Source organism: Pseudidiomarina piscicola, from assembly GCF_902806985.1.
GTDB classification, from domain to species: Bacteria; Pseudomonadota; Gammaproteobacteria; order Enterobacterales; family Alteromonadaceae; genus Pseudidiomarina; species Pseudidiomarina piscicola.
In genome coordinates this window covers 207,058-223,889 of the sequence record NZ_CADCXY010000004.1, presented here as the reverse complement: position 1 = coordinate 223,889, position 16,832 = coordinate 207,058, and the positions used below count along the sequence as shown (strand labels likewise).

At 51.4% G+C, this 16,832-nt stretch carries 18 protein-coding genes and 1 riboswitch; of the genes, 11 read left to right on the top strand and 7 right to left on the bottom strand.

Annotated elements, in window-relative coordinates:
- Positions 1-30: 30 nt before the first annotated feature.
- Positions 31-1,209: an acyl-CoA dehydrogenase gene (locus PSI9734_RS09430; protein ID WP_173920882.1), complete on the bottom strand. Its 1,179-nt coding sequence runs from the start codon at positions 1,207-1,209 to the stop codon at positions 31-33.
- Positions 1,210-1,311: 102 nt separating this feature from the next.
- On the opposite strand from PSI9734_RS09430, the gene PSI9734_RS09425 reads away from it, so the two are divergent.
- The gene (locus tag PSI9734_RS09425) at positions 1,312-2,163 is read left to right on the top strand and encodes a LysR family transcriptional regulator (protein ID WP_173920881.1); all 852 of its coding nucleotides are present in this window, start codon (positions 1,312-1,314) and stop codon (positions 2,161-2,163) included.
- On the opposite strand, the gene PSI9734_RS09420 is transcribed toward PSI9734_RS09425, so the two are convergent.
- Positions 2,160-2,363 carry a 4Fe-4S binding protein gene (locus PSI9734_RS09420; protein ID WP_173920880.1) on the bottom strand — a complete coding sequence of 68 codons (204 nt, stop codon included), beginning with the start codon at positions 2,361-2,363 and terminating at the stop codon, positions 2,160-2,162. The genes PSI9734_RS09425 and PSI9734_RS09420 overlap by 4 nt on opposite strands.
- Positions 2,347-3,687, bottom strand: a complete 1,341-nt coding sequence (trhP, locus tag PSI9734_RS09415; RefSeq protein WP_173920879.1) for a prephenate-dependent tRNA uridine(34) hydroxylase TrhP — start codon at positions 3,685-3,687, stop codon at positions 2,347-2,349. Before trhP ends, PSI9734_RS09420 begins: the two co-directional genes overlap by 17 nt.
- Positions 3,688-3,869: 182 nt before the next feature.
- A riboswitch (molybdenum cofactor riboswitch) is annotated at positions 3,870-4,010 on the top strand.
- Here trhP and moaA point away from each other — a divergent pair.
- The 9 genes from moaA (at position 4,000) to modC (ending at position 9,697) form a co-directional block, all read left to right on the top strand.
- Positions 4,000-4,971, top strand: coding sequence for a GTP 3',8-cyclase MoaA (gene moaA, locus PSI9734_RS09410; RefSeq protein WP_173920878.1), 972 nt, complete (start codon positions 4,000-4,002; stop codon positions 4,969-4,971). (Overlaps the previous riboswitch by 11 nt.)
- 5 nt (positions 4,972-4,976) lie before the next feature.
- Entirely contained in the window at positions 4,977-5,519 is a 543-nt protein-coding gene (gene mobA / locus PSI9734_RS09405) for a molybdenum cofactor guanylyltransferase (RefSeq protein ID WP_173920877.1), read from the top strand.
- A complete protein-coding gene (locus PSI9734_RS09400) occupies positions 5,516-6,028 on the top strand; it encodes a molybdenum cofactor synthesis domain-containing protein (RefSeq protein WP_173920876.1) in 513 nt (170 codons plus the stop codon). Before mobA ends, PSI9734_RS09400 begins: the two co-directional genes overlap by 4 nt.
- Before the next feature lie 14 nt (positions 6,029-6,042).
- Complete coding sequence (moaC, locus tag PSI9734_RS09395; protein ID WP_173920875.1) at positions 6,043-6,540, top strand: cyclic pyranopterin monophosphate synthase MoaC; 498 nt, start codon at positions 6,043-6,045, stop codon at positions 6,538-6,540.
- Positions 6,533-6,781: a MoaD/ThiS family protein gene (locus PSI9734_RS09390; RefSeq protein ID WP_173920874.1), complete on the top strand. Its 249-nt coding sequence runs from the start codon at positions 6,533-6,535 to the stop codon at positions 6,779-6,781. The genes moaC and PSI9734_RS09390 overlap by 8 nt, the downstream gene beginning before the upstream one ends.
- 1 nt (position 6,782) lies before the next feature.
- Positions 6,783-7,238, top strand: a complete 456-nt coding sequence (gene moaE, locus PSI9734_RS09385; RefSeq protein ID WP_173920873.1) for a molybdopterin synthase catalytic subunit MoaE — start codon at positions 6,783-6,785, stop codon at positions 7,236-7,238.
- Positions 7,238-7,981, top strand: a complete 744-nt coding sequence (modA, locus tag PSI9734_RS09380) for a molybdate ABC transporter substrate-binding protein (protein ID WP_173920872.1) — start codon at positions 7,238-7,240, stop codon at positions 7,979-7,981. Before moaE ends, modA begins: the two co-directional genes overlap by 1 nt.
- On the top strand, positions 7,965-8,612 hold the full coding sequence (modB, locus tag PSI9734_RS09375; protein ID WP_173920871.1) for a molybdate ABC transporter permease subunit: 648 nt from the start codon (positions 7,965-7,967) through the stop codon (positions 8,610-8,612). Before modA ends, modB begins: the two co-directional genes overlap by 17 nt.
- Positions 8,609-9,697, top strand: a complete 1,089-nt coding sequence (gene modC / locus PSI9734_RS09370; RefSeq protein WP_173920870.1) for a molybdenum ABC transporter ATP-binding protein — start codon at positions 8,609-8,611, stop codon at positions 9,695-9,697. The genes modB and modC overlap by 4 nt, the downstream gene beginning before the upstream one ends.
- On the opposite strand, the gene PSI9734_RS09365 is transcribed toward modC, so the two are convergent.
- The 3 genes from PSI9734_RS09365 to narL all read right to left on the bottom strand — a co-directional run bounded on the left by PSI9734_RS09365 (position 9,617) and on the right by narL (position 13,227).
- Positions 9,617-11,290: a thiamine pyrophosphate-binding protein gene (locus tag PSI9734_RS09365; protein WP_173920869.1), complete on the bottom strand. Its 1,674-nt coding sequence runs from the start codon at positions 11,288-11,290 to the stop codon at positions 9,617-9,619. The two genes, modC and PSI9734_RS09365, sit on opposite strands and share 81 nt — an antisense overlap.
- A 67-nt stretch (positions 11,291-11,357) precedes the next feature.
- Positions 11,358-12,578: a molybdopterin molybdotransferase MoeA gene (gene moeA, locus PSI9734_RS09360; RefSeq protein ID WP_173920868.1), complete on the bottom strand. Its 1,221-nt coding sequence runs from the start codon at positions 12,576-12,578 to the stop codon at positions 11,358-11,360.
- On the bottom strand, positions 12,568-13,227 hold the full coding sequence (gene narL / locus PSI9734_RS09355) for a two-component system response regulator NarL (RefSeq protein ID WP_173920867.1): 660 nt from the start codon (positions 13,225-13,227) through the stop codon (positions 12,568-12,570). The genes moeA and narL overlap by 11 nt, the downstream gene beginning before the upstream one ends.
- Positions 13,228-13,500: 273 nt before the next feature.
- On the opposite strand from narL, the gene PSI9734_RS09350 reads away from it, so the two are divergent.
- Positions 13,501-14,853, top strand: a complete 1,353-nt coding sequence (locus PSI9734_RS09350) for an MFS transporter (RefSeq protein ID WP_173920866.1) — start codon at positions 13,501-13,503, stop codon at positions 14,851-14,853.
- Here PSI9734_RS09350 and PSI9734_RS09345 read toward each other — a convergent pair.
- The gene (locus tag PSI9734_RS09345; protein WP_173920865.1) at positions 14,850-16,664 is read right to left on the bottom strand and encodes an ATP-binding protein; all 1,815 of its coding nucleotides are present in this window, start codon (positions 16,662-16,664) and stop codon (positions 14,850-14,852) included. The two genes, PSI9734_RS09350 and PSI9734_RS09345, sit on opposite strands and share 4 nt — an antisense overlap.
- Positions 16,665-16,832 lie beyond the last annotated feature (168 nt).

The following is a 16,832-nucleotide window of genomic DNA, read 5'->3' as shown; positions in this document are numbered from 1 at the left end:
CGCCTCCGTAGACTAACTTAGTTAGATAAACTAACCAGCAAACGCTTGAATGCCCGTTTGTGCGCGACCAAGAATCAGCGCATGAACGTCGTGGGTACCTTCGTAGGTGTTCACGGCTTCTAAGTTCATGACGTGACGAATCACGTGATACTCATCGGCAATACCGTTGCCACCGTGCATATCACGAGCGACACGGGCAATATCAAGTGCTTTACCACATGAGTTGCGCTTAATGAGTGAAATGGTCTCAGGAGGCAGCTGGCCAGCGTCCATTAAGCGGCCGGCTTGCAGACAGGCTAATAGGCCAACGCTGATTTCGGTTTGCATGTCGGCTAGCTTTTTCTGTACCAGTTGTGTGGCCGCTAGCGGACGGTCGAACTGTTTGCGATCAAGGGTGTATTGACGTGCTGCGTGCCAGCAGAACTCGGCGGCACCTAAAGCGCCCCAGCCAATGCCGTAGCGCGCTTTATTTAAGCAGCCGAAGGGGCCTTTCAAGCCACTGACGTTCGGCAGTAGGGCAGACTCTGGCACTTCGACGTTGTCCATCACAATTTCGCCGGTAATTGATGCGCGCAGTGAGAACTTGCCATCAATTTTAGGAGCAGAAAGCCCTGGCATACCTTTTTCCAAGATAAAGCCACGAATTTCGCCATCAAGTTTACCCCAAACGACGAATACATCGGCAATCGGCGAGTTGGTGATCCACATTTTGGTGCCTTTGAGCACATAACCGCCGTCAACTTTTTTCGCAGTGGTTCGCATGCCTGCAGGGTCAGAACCGGCATCAGGTTCCGTTAAGCCGAAACAGCCAACCCACTCGCCGCTAGCAAGCTTAGGCAGATATTTTTGTCGTTGTTCTTCGCTACCATATTCATAAATTGGGTGCATAACCAAAGACGACTGAACACTCATGGCACTACGGTAGCCACTGTCGACGCGCTCCACTTCGCGAGCAATCAAACCATAACAGACATGATTTACTTCAGAGCAGCCGTACTTTTCAGGCAAGGTCGCGCCGAGCAAACCAAGTTCACCCAACTCGGTCATGATTTCGCGATCGAAACGCTCTTCACGGTTAGCGGTTAACACGCGCGGCATCAGTTTTTCCTGACAATATTGGTGCGCAGTGTCACGAATCATGCGTTCTTCTTCGGTAAGCATGTCGTTGAGTTGAAAAGGGTCTTGCCAATCAAAAGGGAAACGTGCCATTAGAAACCTCGTTTGTCATTGTGCGTTCGTTGCGTACCACTTTACGCTGAAATGATATAAAGTTAAATTATATAAAAAATAGAGCAGGTATAGTTTTTAGCTATGGATTTAAGGCAGCTTCAATATTTTGTCGCGGTGTATGAAGCCGGCACGATCAGCGCGGCTGCGCGAGCTTGTGCGGTGGCTCAGCCGAGTCTGTCGAAAGCACTTCAGCAGTTGGAAGATGAGCTCCAAGTGCAATTGTTTTCCCGGCAGTCACGCGGTGTTACGCCAACCGAAGACGGCGAACGCCTGTATGGTCATGCCGGGCGTATGTTAAGCCAGATGCAGTCCTTAAAAGCATCGTTCCGGCATAGCGTCACCCGAGTGCAGTTTCGGCTTGGCTTGATTCGCGCCCTGGGGGTTGAACGCATGAGCCAATTACTGCGCGACTTTACAGCCGGCGTTGACGGGCTCGAGTTACATTTGGTTGAGCCCGACGATGAAGCCGATGCCCGAATTATTTCGCCGCGAGCTTTGCGAGCCGGCGAGCAGTTTTTGCCGATTTGGCACGACCGCTTTGTCTTGGCATTACCTGCCGGCCACCCGTTGGCGTTAAAGTCAGAGGTCTTGCTGGCTGACATGCAGGGGGAGGCGTTAATTAAACGTACTCCCTGTGAGGCGTGGTCGACCTTGTATCCAGAATTAATTCGACAAGGCATACAGCCAGATATCCGTGCAGATATTCATACTATTGAGTATGCGCTTGGGTTGGTTTCTGCCGGAGTTGGCTGTGCTTTGGTTCCTGATTTAGAATCGTTGCGCGAGCGTCAAGACGTGGTATTACGGCCTATTTCGGAGCTGACATTAGAGCGCACCATTGGCATGGCGTACCCACGAAGCCATGGCGACAGTGCCCCATTGCGATGGTTACAACAAGTTTGCCGGCAGACCGTCGCCCAAGATGTCGGTTAAGCTTTGGTGTCAGCAATTAGCGTCATACAATCGACGGGACAAACAGGTATACAGGCCGGCTCAGAGTAGAAGCCCTCGCACTCTGTGCACTTATCGAGGTCAACAACATAATGCGCCGCCCCCATGATGATGGCTTCATTAGGGCATTCAGGCACACACATGTCACAGTTAATACAGTCACTATCAATGACAACTGGCATCGCTGACCTCCTTAATGGCAATGGGCGCAGGAGCCACCGGCAACTCTTTGATCAAGAGTGCGAGTTGCTGTTCCTCAGCGTTAAGTCGGCAAGGTAGCGCTAGGGTCACTTGGTGACCTGAGCCTGGCGCTCGTGCCACAATTTCACCGTTGGCATGAACGAGTTGTCCTGCGGTAAAGCGAACGTTGCCGGACGGCTTCATAAGAATCAGGCTATCACCTTGCGAAAAACTATTTTTGACGTTGATCAAAGCATCGTTACCTTCGCACTCGAGCACTGCGCCAACTAACAGCTGTTCACCCTGGCTGTGGCTGGTTTGGTAGTTTTGTAAATCACTAGGCCGATGTCGACGTAAAAAGCCTTCGGTAAAGCCTCGGTTGGCCATACCATCTAGGTCGGCTAACAGTTGCGGGTTAAAAGGTCGATTGGCAGTAGCGTCGTCGATAGCCTGACGATAAATTTGTGCGGTACGGGCAACGTAGTATGGCGATTTTGTACGCCCCTCTATTTTTAACGAGTGAATACCTAGTTCTGCCAGCGCTTGAACGTGCTCAATGCCGCGCAAGTCTCTCGAGTTCATAATGTAGGTGCCGTGAATATCTTCATCCATTAACATTAATTCACCTGGGCGTTGAGGCTCTTCCAACAATACTGGGCGGTCAATAGGGTTGAACTGACCTACCTCATCTTCAGTGGCATCGTGTACTTGGTAAGGCCAACGACAAGCGTTGGTGCAGGCTCCCTGATTAGGGTCGCGCTTGTTAATATACCCCGACAATAAACAGCGTCCAGAATAGGCCATACACAGTGCCCCATGGACAAATACCTCGAGTTCCATATCCGGGCAGTGTTGGCGTATTTCAGCAATCTCTTTGACTTCCAGCTCACGCGATAATATGACTCGACTGACCCCCTGCTGTTGCCAGAATTTAACCGCTGCCCAGTTAATGGTGTTTGCCTGTACTGACAAATGCAGCGCTTGCTGAGGAAAGTGTTCGCGCAGCAACATTACCACGCCTGGGTCTGAAACAATCAGCGCGTCGGGTTGCAGGGCAATCACTGGCGCCATGTCTTGCACAAAGGTTTTTAGCTTGGCGTTGTGAGGTGCAATATTAACCACCACATAGAATTTTTTGTGCTGGGCATGGGCTTCGTTAATACCCACCGCTAAATTAGCTAAGTCGAAACTGTTATTACGAACCCTGAGGCTGTAACGCGGTTGGCCGGCGTAGACCGCATCCGCACCGTAGGCGAAGGCCATTCGCATCGCCTCTAAACTGCCGGCAGGAGAGAGTAATTCAGGAGCAAAAGAAGGTGTTGGCATAGGGTGACTCAGTAAACTTGATCCAGCGCAATAAAGGCGGGAAATTTTACCGATCCGAGGCAGAAAAACTCTGATCAAGATCAACAAATAGGAGTGCCAAACACTTCAGAACTATCCCTTTAGGGGTAGTTCTTGACCCTCTTCTTGGCAATTACAATGTGTGCGTCGCGCAACTACCATTACCATCACATTCACGCCGAGCGACTGGCTCTAACGCATGCCTTGCATGTTACGACCAGTGTGCCGTGGCTGTTAAGCCACCGGGTTGTTTTGGAAACGAAATAACCTCCCGTACTTGGAAAGGTGTTGACCATGCTAATGGATCGATTTTCTCGCCGCTTTACTTATTTGCGGCTGTCGGTAACGGAAAACTGTAATTTTCGTTGCGATTATTGCTTACCTAATGGACCGGATTGTACTTCGCGACAAGCCGAGCTCAGTGTTCCTGAAATTCGACGCTTAGTGACTGCTTTTGCGGAACTAGGTACCCGCAAAGTCCGAATCACTGGCGGTGAACCTTGCCTGCGTAAAGACCTGCTGGAAATTATTAAAACCGTGAAAGCGGTTCCTGGCATCGAAGAAGTTGCAATCACCACCAATGGTTATCGCCTGCAACGTGACCTGCCCGCCTGGCGTGAAGCTGGAGTGGATGCCATTAATGTAAGTGTCGATAGCCTTGACCCAAGCACGTTTCACTTAGTGACCGGGCAAAACCGCTTGCCGGCCATTCTCGAAGGCATTGAACAAGCCATCGAACTCGGCATTCCTAAAGTAAAAATCAACACTGTACTGTTGCGTGGCCATAATGGCGGTGCCCTACCCGAGTTCCTAGAGTTCATTCGCCAGCGCAAGGTTAGCTTACGTTTTATCGAACTGATGCGTACCAACGATAACGTTGCGTATTATCAGCGTCATCATATCAGTGGGCAAAGCATCAAAGATCAACTGCTCAGTGAAGACTGGGCGCTGTGCGATAAAAGCAACACGGCTGGGCCCGCGCAAGAATTTGCCCACCCGGACTATGCGGGTAAGTTAGGTTTGATTATGCCGTACAGTCGCGATTTTTGTGACGACTGTAATCGGCTCCGTGTATCGAGCCTGGGGCAGTTATTCCTGTGCTTGTTTACCGAACATCATCAAGATATTCGCAGTTTCTTACAAACCGATGACTCGGCCCCTTTGAAAGCGGCTTTACAAAGCTTCGTTAAAACTAAAAAAGCAACCCATGCGCTATTAGATGAGTCGAGTGGCTCAACCCGTCATTTGGCAATGATTGGAGGCTAAAACGCATGGCTGTTACGGGATTAATTCTCGCTGGTGGCGCATCGCGACGAATGGGGCAAGACAAAGCTCTATTGCAAGTAGCTGGGCAAACCCAATTGCAGCGAACCATTCGCATTGTGCGCCACGCCGGCTGCGAGCAAGTGGTTGTAAGCCGCAATAGCGAAGGCTTTGTGATGGACAAAGTCGCCAACTTAGGCCCCTTGGGCGGCTTGTTAAGCGCCTTACCCCACTGTACTCACGAGCGTATTTTGCTGTTGCCAGTTGATATGCCGCTGTTAAGCAGTGCTGCCTTAGAGTACTTGCTACAACAACCAAGCCCCGGCTACTTCGCCGCGAGTCGTATGCCGTGCGTGCTGCCGAATACCGAGCAGTTACGCGCCTATCTAACGCAACAACTTGAGCAGCAAGATGGTGATCGTTCAGTGGGTGGAGTACTGCAACACCTAGGGGCGCATCGTTATGAGTGGCCTGAGATGCACCAATTACAAAATACCAATACGCCGCAACAGTGGCAGCAAGCGCTGACGTTTTTAGGAGAGCAAGCATGAATTCTTCCAGCCCACAGGCGGTACACATTGCCTTGGCCACGGTTTCTGACCGTCATACCCCAACCAGTGACGCTACGGGCGATTGGCTTTCTGAAGCGATCGTAAAAGCAGGGCATCACATGTATCAGCGGCAGATTTTACCAACCGACAAATACCTTGTCCGTGCGGTGGTGTCCCGTTGGATAGCTGAGCCGCAATTGAGTGTCGTGTTGCTTAACGGTAGCACTGGGTTCGCCGAGCACAATTCGGTACCTGAGGCCATTGAGCCATTGCTCGATCAGCAGATTGACGGCTTTGGTGAGCTATTTCGCCAATTGAGCTGGCAGCAAATCGGTAGTTCGGCAATACAATCTAGAGCCTTTGCTGGGTTAGCCAACAACACCTTGGTGATTGCAATTCCGGGCTCTGAATCGGCAGCTAAACTGGCGTGGGACGAGTTAATTGAACCGCAGCTGAATAGTCAGCAAGGGCCCTGTAACTTTGTTGGTCGCTTAACCAAGCAGCGTTAAGTTAAGGAATCACTATGACAACAGAAAAATTTACCCATTTAGATGAGACTGGTTCAGCGCATATGGTCGATGTCGGTGGCAAGTCGACTTCAACGCGACAAGCGATAGCCGTTGCGACGGTGCAATCGACACCCGCAGTGATAAATCAGATTGCCCAGCAATCGGTTAAGAAAGGTGACGTGTTGGCGGTTGCCCGTGTGGCCGGCATTATGGCGGCGAAACGCACCAGTGACCTGCTACCTCTTTGTCATCCATTGGCGTTAACCAAAGTCAGTGTTGAGTTTAGCTTACGACCTGAGCAAGGGCAGATTGACATCGAGGCGACCTGCGCCGTGCAAGGTGTTACGGGCGTTGAAATGGAAGCCTTAACCGCGGTAAGTGTGGCGGCGCTTACCATTCACGATATGTGTAAAGCACTTGACCCGCAGTTACAAATCAACGGTATTCAGTTACAAGAAAAGACCGGTGGCAAGCACGGACACTGGCAACGGGAGCATGCTCACCATGGTTAAAGTTAAATTTTTCGCGGCCCTACGTGAACGCCTACAATGCGCAGAGTTAGATATTGATTCACAGCCAAGTGACTCAGTGGCAGAAATTCGTCACCGCTTATTGCAGCAACACCCAAGCTGGCGTCGTGAGCTACTCGACAACGATGTGTTATGCGCTAAGAATTTCACCTTTGTCGATTTGCAGGCGGCGGTTAACCCGGGTGACGAGTTGGCGTTCTTCCCGCCGGTCACAGGTGGTTAACATGGGTACGGAAATTCGCGTTCAACAAGACGACTTCAGCGTCGCCGATGAATACCAGCAGCTCGCGCAAGAAAGTAGCTGCGGTGCGGTTGTTACCTTCGCAGGTCTGGTACGAGAACTGGCGGAAGGGCAGTTAGATGCGATGACACTCGAGCACTACCCAGGCATGACCGAGCAAGTACTGGCTGACTTAGTAGCGCAAGCACGCGGGCGTTGGCAGCTAGGTCAGGTGACCCTGATCCACCGTGTTGGTCGGCTAGCACTGAACGATCAAATTGTATTTGTTGGGGTGGCGGCCCCTCATCGCAAAGCAGCCTTTGAAGCAGCCATGTTTATTATGGACTTTTTAAAAACCCAGGCGCCCTTTTGGAAGCAAGAACATACCACCGATGGCAGTTACTGGGTAGCCGCGAAGGACACCGATCAAGCAGCAGCTACGGCGTGGCAGGACGACTAATGCGTCACTTTTGGCTGCTGTTTGTTTTGCTTTGGATAACCAGCTTTACCGCCAGCGCACAAGAAAAAGTCTATGTCGCCGCTGCCTCGTCTTTGCGAGCGCCGTTAGAAGTAATCGTCGAGGCCTTTGAGCAACAGCATCCAAACTATCAAGTGGTGATGAGTTATGCGGCGTCCGGTAAACTTGTGGCACAGGTTCAGCACGGAGCCCCTTATGGCTTGCTGCTCGTCGCCGAGCCTAATTATGTCAAAGCGCTGCAGCAACGTGAATTACTCCTGCAAGAACCGATTTATTTCAGCTACGGGCAGTTGGTGTTTTGGCATCCTAAACAGCGTGGCTCCATGGCTGAATTGCTCGCAAACGCGCAACGCGTGGCGTTGGCGCAGCCGCGTCATGCGCCGTATGGGAAAGCCGCACAAACCTACTTGGACACACATTTTGCCAATACCGATATTAGCGAGCGGCTGATTTTTGGTGAAAACGTGGCGCAGGCAGCGCATCGCGTTTATGTTGGTGCTGTGCCCGCAGGCTTTGTGGCGTTGAGCCAAATGCGACAGTTGCAAATTTCCGCCGCCGACTACACAGTATTAAACCAAGTGCCGCCGTTGCCGCAGGCAATGGCATTGACCCAGCAGGCGCGCACTCAGCAAGGCGCGCAGCGACTACATGATTTCTTACTGCAAGCACCAGCACAGCAGGTTCTAGCTGACTACGGGTATTTGAGCGATGTTACAAGCGAGTGATTGGCAAGCGATTAGCGTGACGCTGCAGTTAGCGGGGGTCACCACCTTAGTGCTGCTACTACTGGCGACCCCCATTGCTTGGTGGCTAGCCTTTAGCCACTCGCGCTGGCGCCCTGTGGTGCAAGCCTTAGTGGCAATGCCGCTGGTATTGCCCCCCACCGTGTTGGGCTTTTATTTACTGTTGTTATTAAGCCAGAGCTTTGCGTTTACGTTTACCGGTATTGTGATCGGCAGCGTGGTGTACTCGCTACCGTTTGCGGTACAACCCTTGAGCGAATCTTTTCGGGCAATGGGGCCGCGACCTTTAGCAATAGCTGCAAGCTTAGGTGCCGGCCGTTGGGATCAATTTAAAACGGTCGTTTTCCCTCTTTGTCGAGGCGGTTTTGTGGTCGCCGCGACCTTGGTGTTTGCGCATACGCTTGGTGAGTTCGGGGTTATTCTTATGATTGGTGGTAGCATACCTGGTGAAACCCAGGTGCTGTCGGTGTTAATTTACGATCATACCGAAGCGCTGAATTATGAAGCGGCTCATACATTGTCATTGGGAATGATTTTCGTCGCACTGCTGGTGCTTAGTGTGGTTTACGGACGTTGGTCAAGATCGCCGTTGCAGTTTGGCGGGCGATCATGAGCTTAACGGTGAAGTGTCAGTTGCCGTTGCGTCACTTTGTGCTGGCGGTCGACGTTCGCCTGCCCGCGCAGGGCATCACTGCTATTGTCGGCCCGTCGGGCAGTGGCAAAACATCGCTGTTAGAAGTGATTGCCGGTATACGTCAGTTACCCGGTGCGACAATTCAGTTCCAAGATCAATGCTGGCAAGCGCCCGCAACCTTTAGCCCCTTGCATCAAAGGCGCATTGGTTTAGTGTTCCAACAGCCGAGTCTATTTCCCCATCTAACGGTTGAAGAAAACCTGCGCTACGGCTGGCAAAGAGCGTCACAGCCTAAAACCCTAGGGTGGGACGAAGTGATAGCTGACTGTGGGTTAACGCCTATGTTGGGCCAATATCCGGCGCAACTGTCAGGTGGACAACAGCAGCGCGTGGCTTTTGCCCGAGCCCTGCTGGCGCAGCCGCAGTTACTCATTTTAGATGAGCCCTTCTCGGCGTTAGACGACGACGCCCGTGAGTATTTTGTTAGTTATCTACAACAGCTGGCCCAGCGCCATCAATTACCCATGATTTGGGTCAGCCATCAACTTGGCGATGTCGCGCAAGTGAGTGATTACTTAGTTCAGCTTCACGACGGCCACGTTGTCGCTCATGGGCCAACGGTCAGTGCGCTGCAAAGTGAGCCTTTAAGGTCTAAGTTAGCGCTTTCGGTGGTGGTGGCAGAAGCTCAGCCAGAACCTGCCGGCCAGCTCGATACGTTGCGCCTGACGCTAGCCGAGCAAAGTATTACGTTGCCGAGACCGCAAAGCCATGAATTAGAAACGTCAACGCCTGTGCGGCTAAGGATTTTCGCGCGCGATGTGAGCCTAACGCGCGAATTCGTGTCTGACTCGAGTATTCAAAATCAACTAGCCGCCGAGGTCGTTGATTCTTTCCCCGCCCGTCATCCAGCCGAGTGCATTGTGCAGTTGCGTCTAGGTGATCAGTACTTGTTAGCACTGATCACCAAGGCATCATGGCAGCGTTTAGGTTTGCAAACTGGCAGCCGCGTTATCGCTCATTTGAAGGCTGCTGCCTTGCACGAAACGCTCCGCGAAACCTTGTAAACGGCGGCTTCGCCGTTGTTTAAGTTGCACTTCGATAACGTGCATACAGCCGGGTTCATTCCACGCTTTTTGAAACGCTGATAAAAAGCCATCGGCACAGCTGGCTGATTGCGTTCTTGCCCCCTGTGCTGCTGCAATCGCCAGCAGATCACAAGCCGGCAACGGAGCGCAATCGAGACCGGGTGAAAAGGCTTCAATCATGTCCCAGCTACCGTTATTTAATAAAATGATGATAGGGTCAGCGCCATATTGATGTAACCGCCCTAACTCCAGCCCCGTCATCAAAAAGGCGCCATCCCCGACCAGTACCACCGATCTTAAGCCGGTACTGACATGCACACCTAGCGCCGCAGGAATGCTGTAGCCCATCGATGCATAGTAAGCAGGTGCCAACAACTGGCTGGCGTGTGCATGCAATGATGCGAATAAACAGTCTCCGATATCACTGATAAGGGGCACGGTTTCGGCTTGTTGTGTCAGCTCGACATCAATCAGTTCGACTAAGGTGGTGGTGTCCCAGCCCGGCGCTGGTTGTGTAGGGTCAATGTTGGAAGTTCGGCCAATGGCCTCAGGATACCAACTATGGTGGCGCGGTAAATGTTCAGCAGTTAAGGCTTGGCATAGATCGGCCAGTTGCACATCGTAGAACCTACGCTCGGCGAAGTGAGTGATGCCTTGATGCAATTGCATCACTTTTTCACCTTTTGCAAACTCCGGATAAGCGGCAAAATTAGTATCGTTTACAATGACCCCAAGATGAATAATCAGATCGCTTTCTTGCAGCAGTTGGTGCGGGTGCGTTTGGCTGTTCGCGGGCCTATCATGATCGATAAAGGTACCGTGAAAGCAGGGGTGATCGGGCGCAATGGCGGCACGGGCCAAAAAAGTAGTCAGTAGCGGTATGTTGAGCTGCAGTGCTAGGTTCTCAAGCGCTTCACCGGCGGCAAAGCGCTGTACCTCAATACCGGCCAGTAGCACTGGTCGCTGGGCCTTCGCTAAACGTTTGGCGATGGTCTCAACCAATAGTTGTTGTTCATGCGTAGGCATGCGGCTGGTGTGGTACGGCGGCAACTGCAGACATTGGAAGTGGATGGCATCGCGTGGTACCTCAATCAACACTGGGCGCGACTGCTCATAGCAGCATTGCAGCGCAGCCCGCAATTGTCCCGCTGCGCGCACAGGGTCGTCTAAACGCACTTGTAACTCAGTCACTTCAGCAAATACTCGGCGTTGCGAATCGAGGCTTTTGGCTTGATGGTGAATGGCAAGCTCACGATCGATTTCATGACGGCTTGGAAAGCCTGCAATCACAATTAAAGGAACACGCTCAACGTAGGCTTGGGCAACGGCATTCACCGCATTTAGCGCTCCCGCACCGTAGGTTAAAAGTGCAGCGCTTGGTGCACCTGCGGAGCGTGCCGCAGCGTCGGCGGCATAAACCACACTTGGTTCATGGTTGAGGCTATAGAAAGGTAACTGGTTACGGCTTTGCAGCTCTTGCAGTAATGGCAGAATAAAGTCACCAGGAATACCGAACATAGACTTGCAACCGAATTGTTGCAGTTCTGCCAGTAGAAGATCGACAAAGCGCATTGAATTACTCCACACTTAGAATAGCAAAGCGACTAGTGTGGAGTAGTTCAGGTACTGATGTGTTGATCTAGGTCAGTAGGCTATCGAAAGGTTGAATGGTGATGGTTTCACCAACCGCCACACTCGCGCGATCTTGTTCCAGCACTAAAAAGCAATTGGCCTGCGCCACAGAGGTCAGCACGGCTGAGCTTTGACTGCCAATAGGCTCGGCCCAAATTTCGCCGTCGCGTTGCTCAAACCGCCCTCGCTGAAAGTCTAAACGACCCGGTTTTTTCTTTACGGTGGTGGCTGCACGTGCTTGTAATTGCATAGGTGCTGCTGTGGCTTCACCCGCTAAGCGTCGCAGCATCGGCTGCACAATTTGGTCCATTGTGACAACGGCGGCGACAGGGTTGCCTGGTAAGCCAAAAAACCAAGTGTCTTCAAGCTGCCCGAAGGCGAAAGGCTTCCCGGGCTTCATGGCGATTTTCCAAAAACCAATTTTGCCAAGGCTTTCCATGATCTCTTTCGTATAGTCTGCATCCCCCACCGAGACACCGGCACTGCTTATCAGCACATCGGCGCGACGCATGGCCTGTTGAAAGGCATGCTCTAGGGCTTCTCGGTCATCTGCAATTAAACCAAGGTCAATCACTTCGACACCCAAACGCTGCAGCATGGCATGCAAAGTAAAGCGGTTACTATCATAAATGTGGCTTGCTGAAGGTAGCTCTTCGCCGGGTAGAACAAGCTCATCACCATTGGAAAAAAGTGCCACGCGCAAGCGTCGAACCACAGTAACTTCGGCTTTACCCAACGAGGCCAGTAACCCAATGTCGACTGCTGATAAACGTTGCCCTTGAGCGATAACCGTCGCACCTTCACAGATATCACTGCCGCGTCGACGCACATTGTCGCCCGCTTTAGGTTCTAGGGTACAACGGATGCTATCGCCCTCACGGCTGACTTGTTCTTGCATTACTACGGTGTCGGCCGCAGCGGGCAATTGCGCACCGGTCATGATGCGTACGCAGCTATTGGCGGGTAATTCACCCTCATACGGGTGGCCGGCAAATGCTGTTCCAACAACCTTTAAGGGCTGCTCTGCGGCGGCATCTTTGGCGCGCATCGCATAACCGTCCATCGCCGAGTTGTCGTAGCCAGGCACGTCGAGTGGAGCTGTCACTGGCGCAGCTGCAATACGATCGAGTGCTTGGTGCAGAGCAATGCTCTCTGTTTCTTGTAAGGGCTTGATCTGACGTTGCATCGTTGCCAGAGCCTCGGCAACGGGGAGCCAATTAGGACTCATTCTTTCCACCTTGTTGATTGACCATCCACACTGCGGCCTCGACACGTGAACGTAGGCCGAGCTTTTTGAGTAAGTGCTTCACATGCACTTTCACGGTGCCATCGGAAATATCTAATTCGCGGGCAATTACTTTGTTGCTCATGCCTTTGGCGATATGCTTTAAAATTTCCAATTCGCGGTTGGTTAAACTTTCAAGTTTACCGCCACCCTGAGGGGCCGGGCGGCGTAGTGCGGTAGCTAGCACCTCGGTAATAACTTCACTTAGTACCATTTTGCCTTCAATGGAGCGGCGAATTTGCTCGACCAGTTGTTCTGGCTCCATATCTTTCAGTAAGTAACCGTCTGCGCCATTGGTTATGGCCGCGACCACATCTTCATCGGCATCCGAAACAGTGAGCATCACGATACGAGAAGTTACCCCCTCGTCGCGCATATTTTTTAGGGTTTCGAGACCATCCATTCCTTGCATGTTCAGGTCGAGGATAATGAGATCCGGATCAAGCTCAACGGCTTTGGGAATGGCGTCTTTGCCGTTACTGAATTCGGCGACCACCTCTAAATCGTCTTCCAGCGAGATCAATTGCTTTAAACCTTTACGCAGTAACGGATGGTCGTCGACCAGCATGATGCTCGAGCGTAGTTCAGACATATAACATTTCCTCCTTCAATGGGCTGTTATTTTTGCATACTTCTTGCGTCACCGCATGATAACGATGCCCCGCGAGTACGCTTGGTTACCTTTCCAATAGCGCGTTGGTGAACTTAATTTATCTGTAAAAACATAATCATACATAATCACTCTACCTAATAGGTGGTAGAAACGCTATCTCTTAATAACTGTGAGTTAACTCTTTCGCCAACTTGCTCCTAGACCTGACCTTCAACGATCCTATAGCCATTGTAGTCGTTAATAGAGTTTATTGTGTCCAATGCCATAAACACGGAAACCGTCGATAAAGTAACCGCACTACACGTGATTGCTAGCACTGCTATTTGGATGTGCTGGAGCGTGTTGGTGGTTTTGCTGTACGCGCTTGATCTTGGTTTTTCCGTGGCTGAATTGTTTGGTTTACTGGCGTTAACTGGCTTCTCGGCTGCAGGCTTCCAGTTACTTTGGTTCGCACTTGGCGAGCGGGCACTGCAACCGCAATTTATTCGTGCCACAACGGTTCTCTTGCTACTCCCAGCGTTAGGCTTCATCTATTGTTTTGCCACGCGCGATTATCCCTTTGTGGTGTTGCAACTGATAGCGCTAGGTTGTGGTCTCGGTGGTGCGCAGCTTTACATTCGCAGTAAGCAGCATGTTGCCGGTAGCCAAACCATAGGCTGGGACTTAGCCGTCACGGCAAGCATCGGTGGTATTGGTATTGTGCTGGCGCAGATTGTGACACCTTTGGTGGCGCTGTGGCATGGACCTTTTGCAAGCCTTGAAAGTGCACTCACAACCCGTGTAAGTATTGGCACGTTGTTAGGCACTGTTCGCCCAGATCATAGTCTTTGGCTCAGTAATTTAGGTTGGTTCACGGCGTTAGTGGTGGTCAGCTTAATGGTAATGAATTGGCGTAAGCCGCGAGCAAAAACCATCGAGAGTGCCTCTGAGCCGGCGATTCGTCGGAATTTATTACGTAACCCTCATACTTGGATCATGACCTTACTTTACGTGATGGCCTTTGGTTCTTTTATTGGTTTTGCCTTAGCGTTTCCATTGATTCTACAGTCGTTGTTTGGTTTGAGTCGCGAGTGGCAGGCCGGTGAGCTTATTAGTGTGATGAGTAACGACTACGCGCCACAGGCGCTGACGTATGCATGGCTGGGGCCGTTAGTGGGGGTGGTGACGAGGCCTCTAGGTGGTTGGCTTGCGGATCAGTATGGCGGTGCCCGTGTGACAATGGTCTGTGCGTTAGTGTTGGCACTGACGAGTGTGGCCGCATCTATGCTCACGGCGGCGGCCTATCACAGTGGTGCGCCAGAGCAGTATTTCCTGCCTTTTTTGTTGACGTTCTTTGTATTATTCGCAGTGTCTGCGTTGGCCAGTAGTGCCATTTATCGTTCGGCGAGCGTACTGTTCCCGACCCATCAGTTAGCCATTGCATTACGCTGGCTGGCCGCATGGGCAACGGCAGGTGCGGGTTACATACCGTTGATGTGGGGGGTGCAAAGCTACACCGGCACGCCAGCTATGGCCTTGGTTGCCTTTGCGCTGTTCTACGCATTCTGTGCGGGGCTCGTTGCCTTGGTGTATCTACGCCGCCATAGCGTTTACTTCAACCCTTAAGCGTCGCTTGATGCCGCGGTTTGGCGTTCCTTCAAGTACTCTGGCGAAAACTGGAAGTAAACGCCGGTACCGCCTTCTGGACGACGAACAATGTTGATTTGCCCCCCTAAATGGCGACTGCGCTCTTGCATGATGGCCAGGCCATAGTGGTTGAGCTTCTCTGCTTGTTCGGGAATACCTATGCCGTCGTCTTCTATGGCTAAACTAATACCCTGATCCAGAGTTTCCTGCAGTCGGATCATCACCTCGCTGCCTTGGCTATGGTGAATGGTATTTTGACAAGCCTCACGAATAATCTGTAACAAATGAATCTCTTCATGGGGTGCGAGTGGCGCATTGGCTAAATGGTAATCTAGCCGAAACTTCAGCTCTGACTGCTCTTCAAATTGTTTTAAGGTGGTCTGCAAGGCATTAAGTAAGCCGGCACCGTCTACTTTTAAACGGAAGGTGGTTAGTAACTCACGCAACTGCCGATAGGCGGCGTTGAGGCCCTCACGCAACTCGAGGGAAACATCTTGTATCACCTCTTTATTTTCTTTGGCGATACCTTTATCGAGACGAGTCACCTGAATCTTCAGGTACGACAGAGCTTGGGCGAGTGAGTCATGAAGTTCGCGGGCAATGACTGTACGCTCTTGAATCAAGGCTAAACGGCGCACCTGTTCTTCTTCTTGTTTTAAACTCAAAGCAATAGCGAGCTGATCGGTCACCGACTGCAAGAGTTGCTGCTGCCATTCGTCCAGTTGCTCGCCAAGCGGACAACGGGCCACCAACACGCCATAGTATTGGTTATCGCGCTCTAACGGATACCGATACACACGCAAATCATCCATCACGCTGACTCCGCCGCCAGCGGTTACACATTCGGCGCAATCAACGCCTGCGCATGGGTCTTCTTCTGCTGCAACGGGCTGCACCTGCAAATAGGGCTTGTCACCCGCAGGCGTAATTAAGCACAGCTCCAGATCTTCAACTTGTGATGCCCGCTTTAAGCCTTCAATAATATCGCTGAAGTCTTGGTAGCCGGGTGAGCGTTCAATAATATTGCGCGCCATGTCGTAAAGGAATTGCAGTCGCGCGTTACTTTTTTGAATAGCTTGGGTTTGCTGGTCGACACGTTTTTCAAGGTTGCCATACATGTAGCCAACAGCATCATTCATTTTGTTCAAGGTATTCGCAAGCACACCAAGTTCGTCGGCGAGTGGGTGTTGTACCCTCGCAGTGAAGTCGCCTTGACCAATTCGGCGTGCGGTTTGCGTCAGCAGTTGTAGTGGCTGACGTACGCGAGAGCGTAACCAATAGGCAATAAACCCAGCCAATGCGATAGTGCTAAACAGCGATAGAACTTGAATCAAGCGAATCGCTCGAATGCGGGCTTCGGCTTCATTTTGTAGGGCGCCGACGAGGCTATCTAACTCAGCAATCAGCGGCGCCAGTTCTGATTCCAACAGCTGTGGCTCCACTTCACCAGCCATCAGTTTCGCTTGCATTTGCTGCCAACTCTCACGGGCATTCCTAAACTGAGTACCTAATTCAGAATTGCCATTGTTTAGCCGATTGAAAACTGGATGCTGCCAAGTGCTTTGTAACGTGGTTGCGAGTTGTTCTGCGGTTGCGCTTTCAGGGGCAATTAAAGACTGCCACGCATAACGGTAACTTTGCATCCGTAACGAGCCTGCTTTGTTAATAGCGAGCGCGTCTTGGTCGGCACGTTCAGACAACCAATAAGACGCAAGCAGGGTTCCAACGGTCAGAGCAACCATCAAACTTAAAGCGATCCCAATACGGGTAACAATCGAAAACTGGCGCATAGCAACTCAATCTAAAAAGTATTCACCCCATAGTTTAACGGCAATTAGGTTTAATGGGCTACCTCCTTTGTGTTTATTGTTACAGTCAAAATGTGGTTATAAACACAAACAACAAGCAAAACAAGCACTTACGCCTAAACTATAATACCTATTTGGTGGTAAAAAACA

Coding starts and splice junctions, on each gene's coding strand:
- trhP (WP_173920879.1), bottom strand. CDS start 3,687: ATGCCAACACCTTCTTTTGCTCCTGAATTACTCTCTCCTGCCGGCAGT.
- PSI9734_RS09420 (WP_173920880.1), bottom strand. CDS start 2,363: ATGCCAGTTGTCATTGATAGTGACTGTATTAACTGTGACATGTGTGTG.
- PSI9734_RS09345 (WP_173920865.1), bottom strand. CDS start 16,664: ATGCGCCAGTTTTCGATTGTTACCCGTATTGGGATCGCTTTAAGTTTG.
- PSI9734_RS09365 (WP_173920869.1), bottom strand. CDS start 11,290: ATGCGCTTTGTCGATCTTCTACTGGCAGAACTGCAACAATTCGGTTGC.
- PSI9734_RS09425 (WP_173920881.1), top strand. CDS start 1,312: ATGGATTTAAGGCAGCTTCAATATTTTGTCGCGGTGTATGAAGCCGGC.
- PSI9734_RS09430 (WP_173920882.1), bottom strand. CDS start 1,209: ATGGCACGTTTCCCTTTTGATTGGCAAGACCCTTTTCAACTCAACGAC.
- moaE (WP_173920873.1), top strand. CDS start 6,783: ATGGGTACGGAAATTCGCGTTCAACAAGACGACTTCAGCGTCGCCGAT.
- modA (WP_173920872.1), top strand. CDS start 7,238: ATGCGTCACTTTTGGCTGCTGTTTGTTTTGCTTTGGATAACCAGCTTT.
- modB (WP_173920871.1), top strand. CDS start 7,965: ATGTTACAAGCGAGTGATTGGCAAGCGATTAGCGTGACGCTGCAGTTA.
- mobA (WP_173920877.1), top strand. CDS start 4,977: ATGGCTGTTACGGGATTAATTCTCGCTGGTGGCGCATCGCGACGAATG.
- PSI9734_RS09400 (WP_173920876.1), top strand. CDS start 5,516: ATGAATTCTTCCAGCCCACAGGCGGTACACATTGCCTTGGCCACGGTT.
- moeA (WP_173920868.1), bottom strand. CDS start 12,578: ATGAGTCCTAATTGGCTCCCCGTTGCCGAGGCTCTGGCAACGATGCAA.
- narL (WP_173920867.1), bottom strand. CDS start 13,227: ATGTCTGAACTACGCTCGAGCATCATGCTGGTCGACGACCATCCGTTA.
- moaA (WP_173920878.1), top strand. CDS start 4,000: ATGCTAATGGATCGATTTTCTCGCCGCTTTACTTATTTGCGGCTGTCG.
- modC (WP_173920870.1), top strand. CDS start 8,609: ATGAGCTTAACGGTGAAGTGTCAGTTGCCGTTGCGTCACTTTGTGCTG.
- moaC (WP_173920875.1), top strand. CDS start 6,043: ATGACAACAGAAAAATTTACCCATTTAGATGAGACTGGTTCAGCGCAT.
- PSI9734_RS09390 (WP_173920874.1), top strand. CDS start 6,533: ATGGTTAAAGTTAAATTTTTCGCGGCCCTACGTGAACGCCTACAATGC.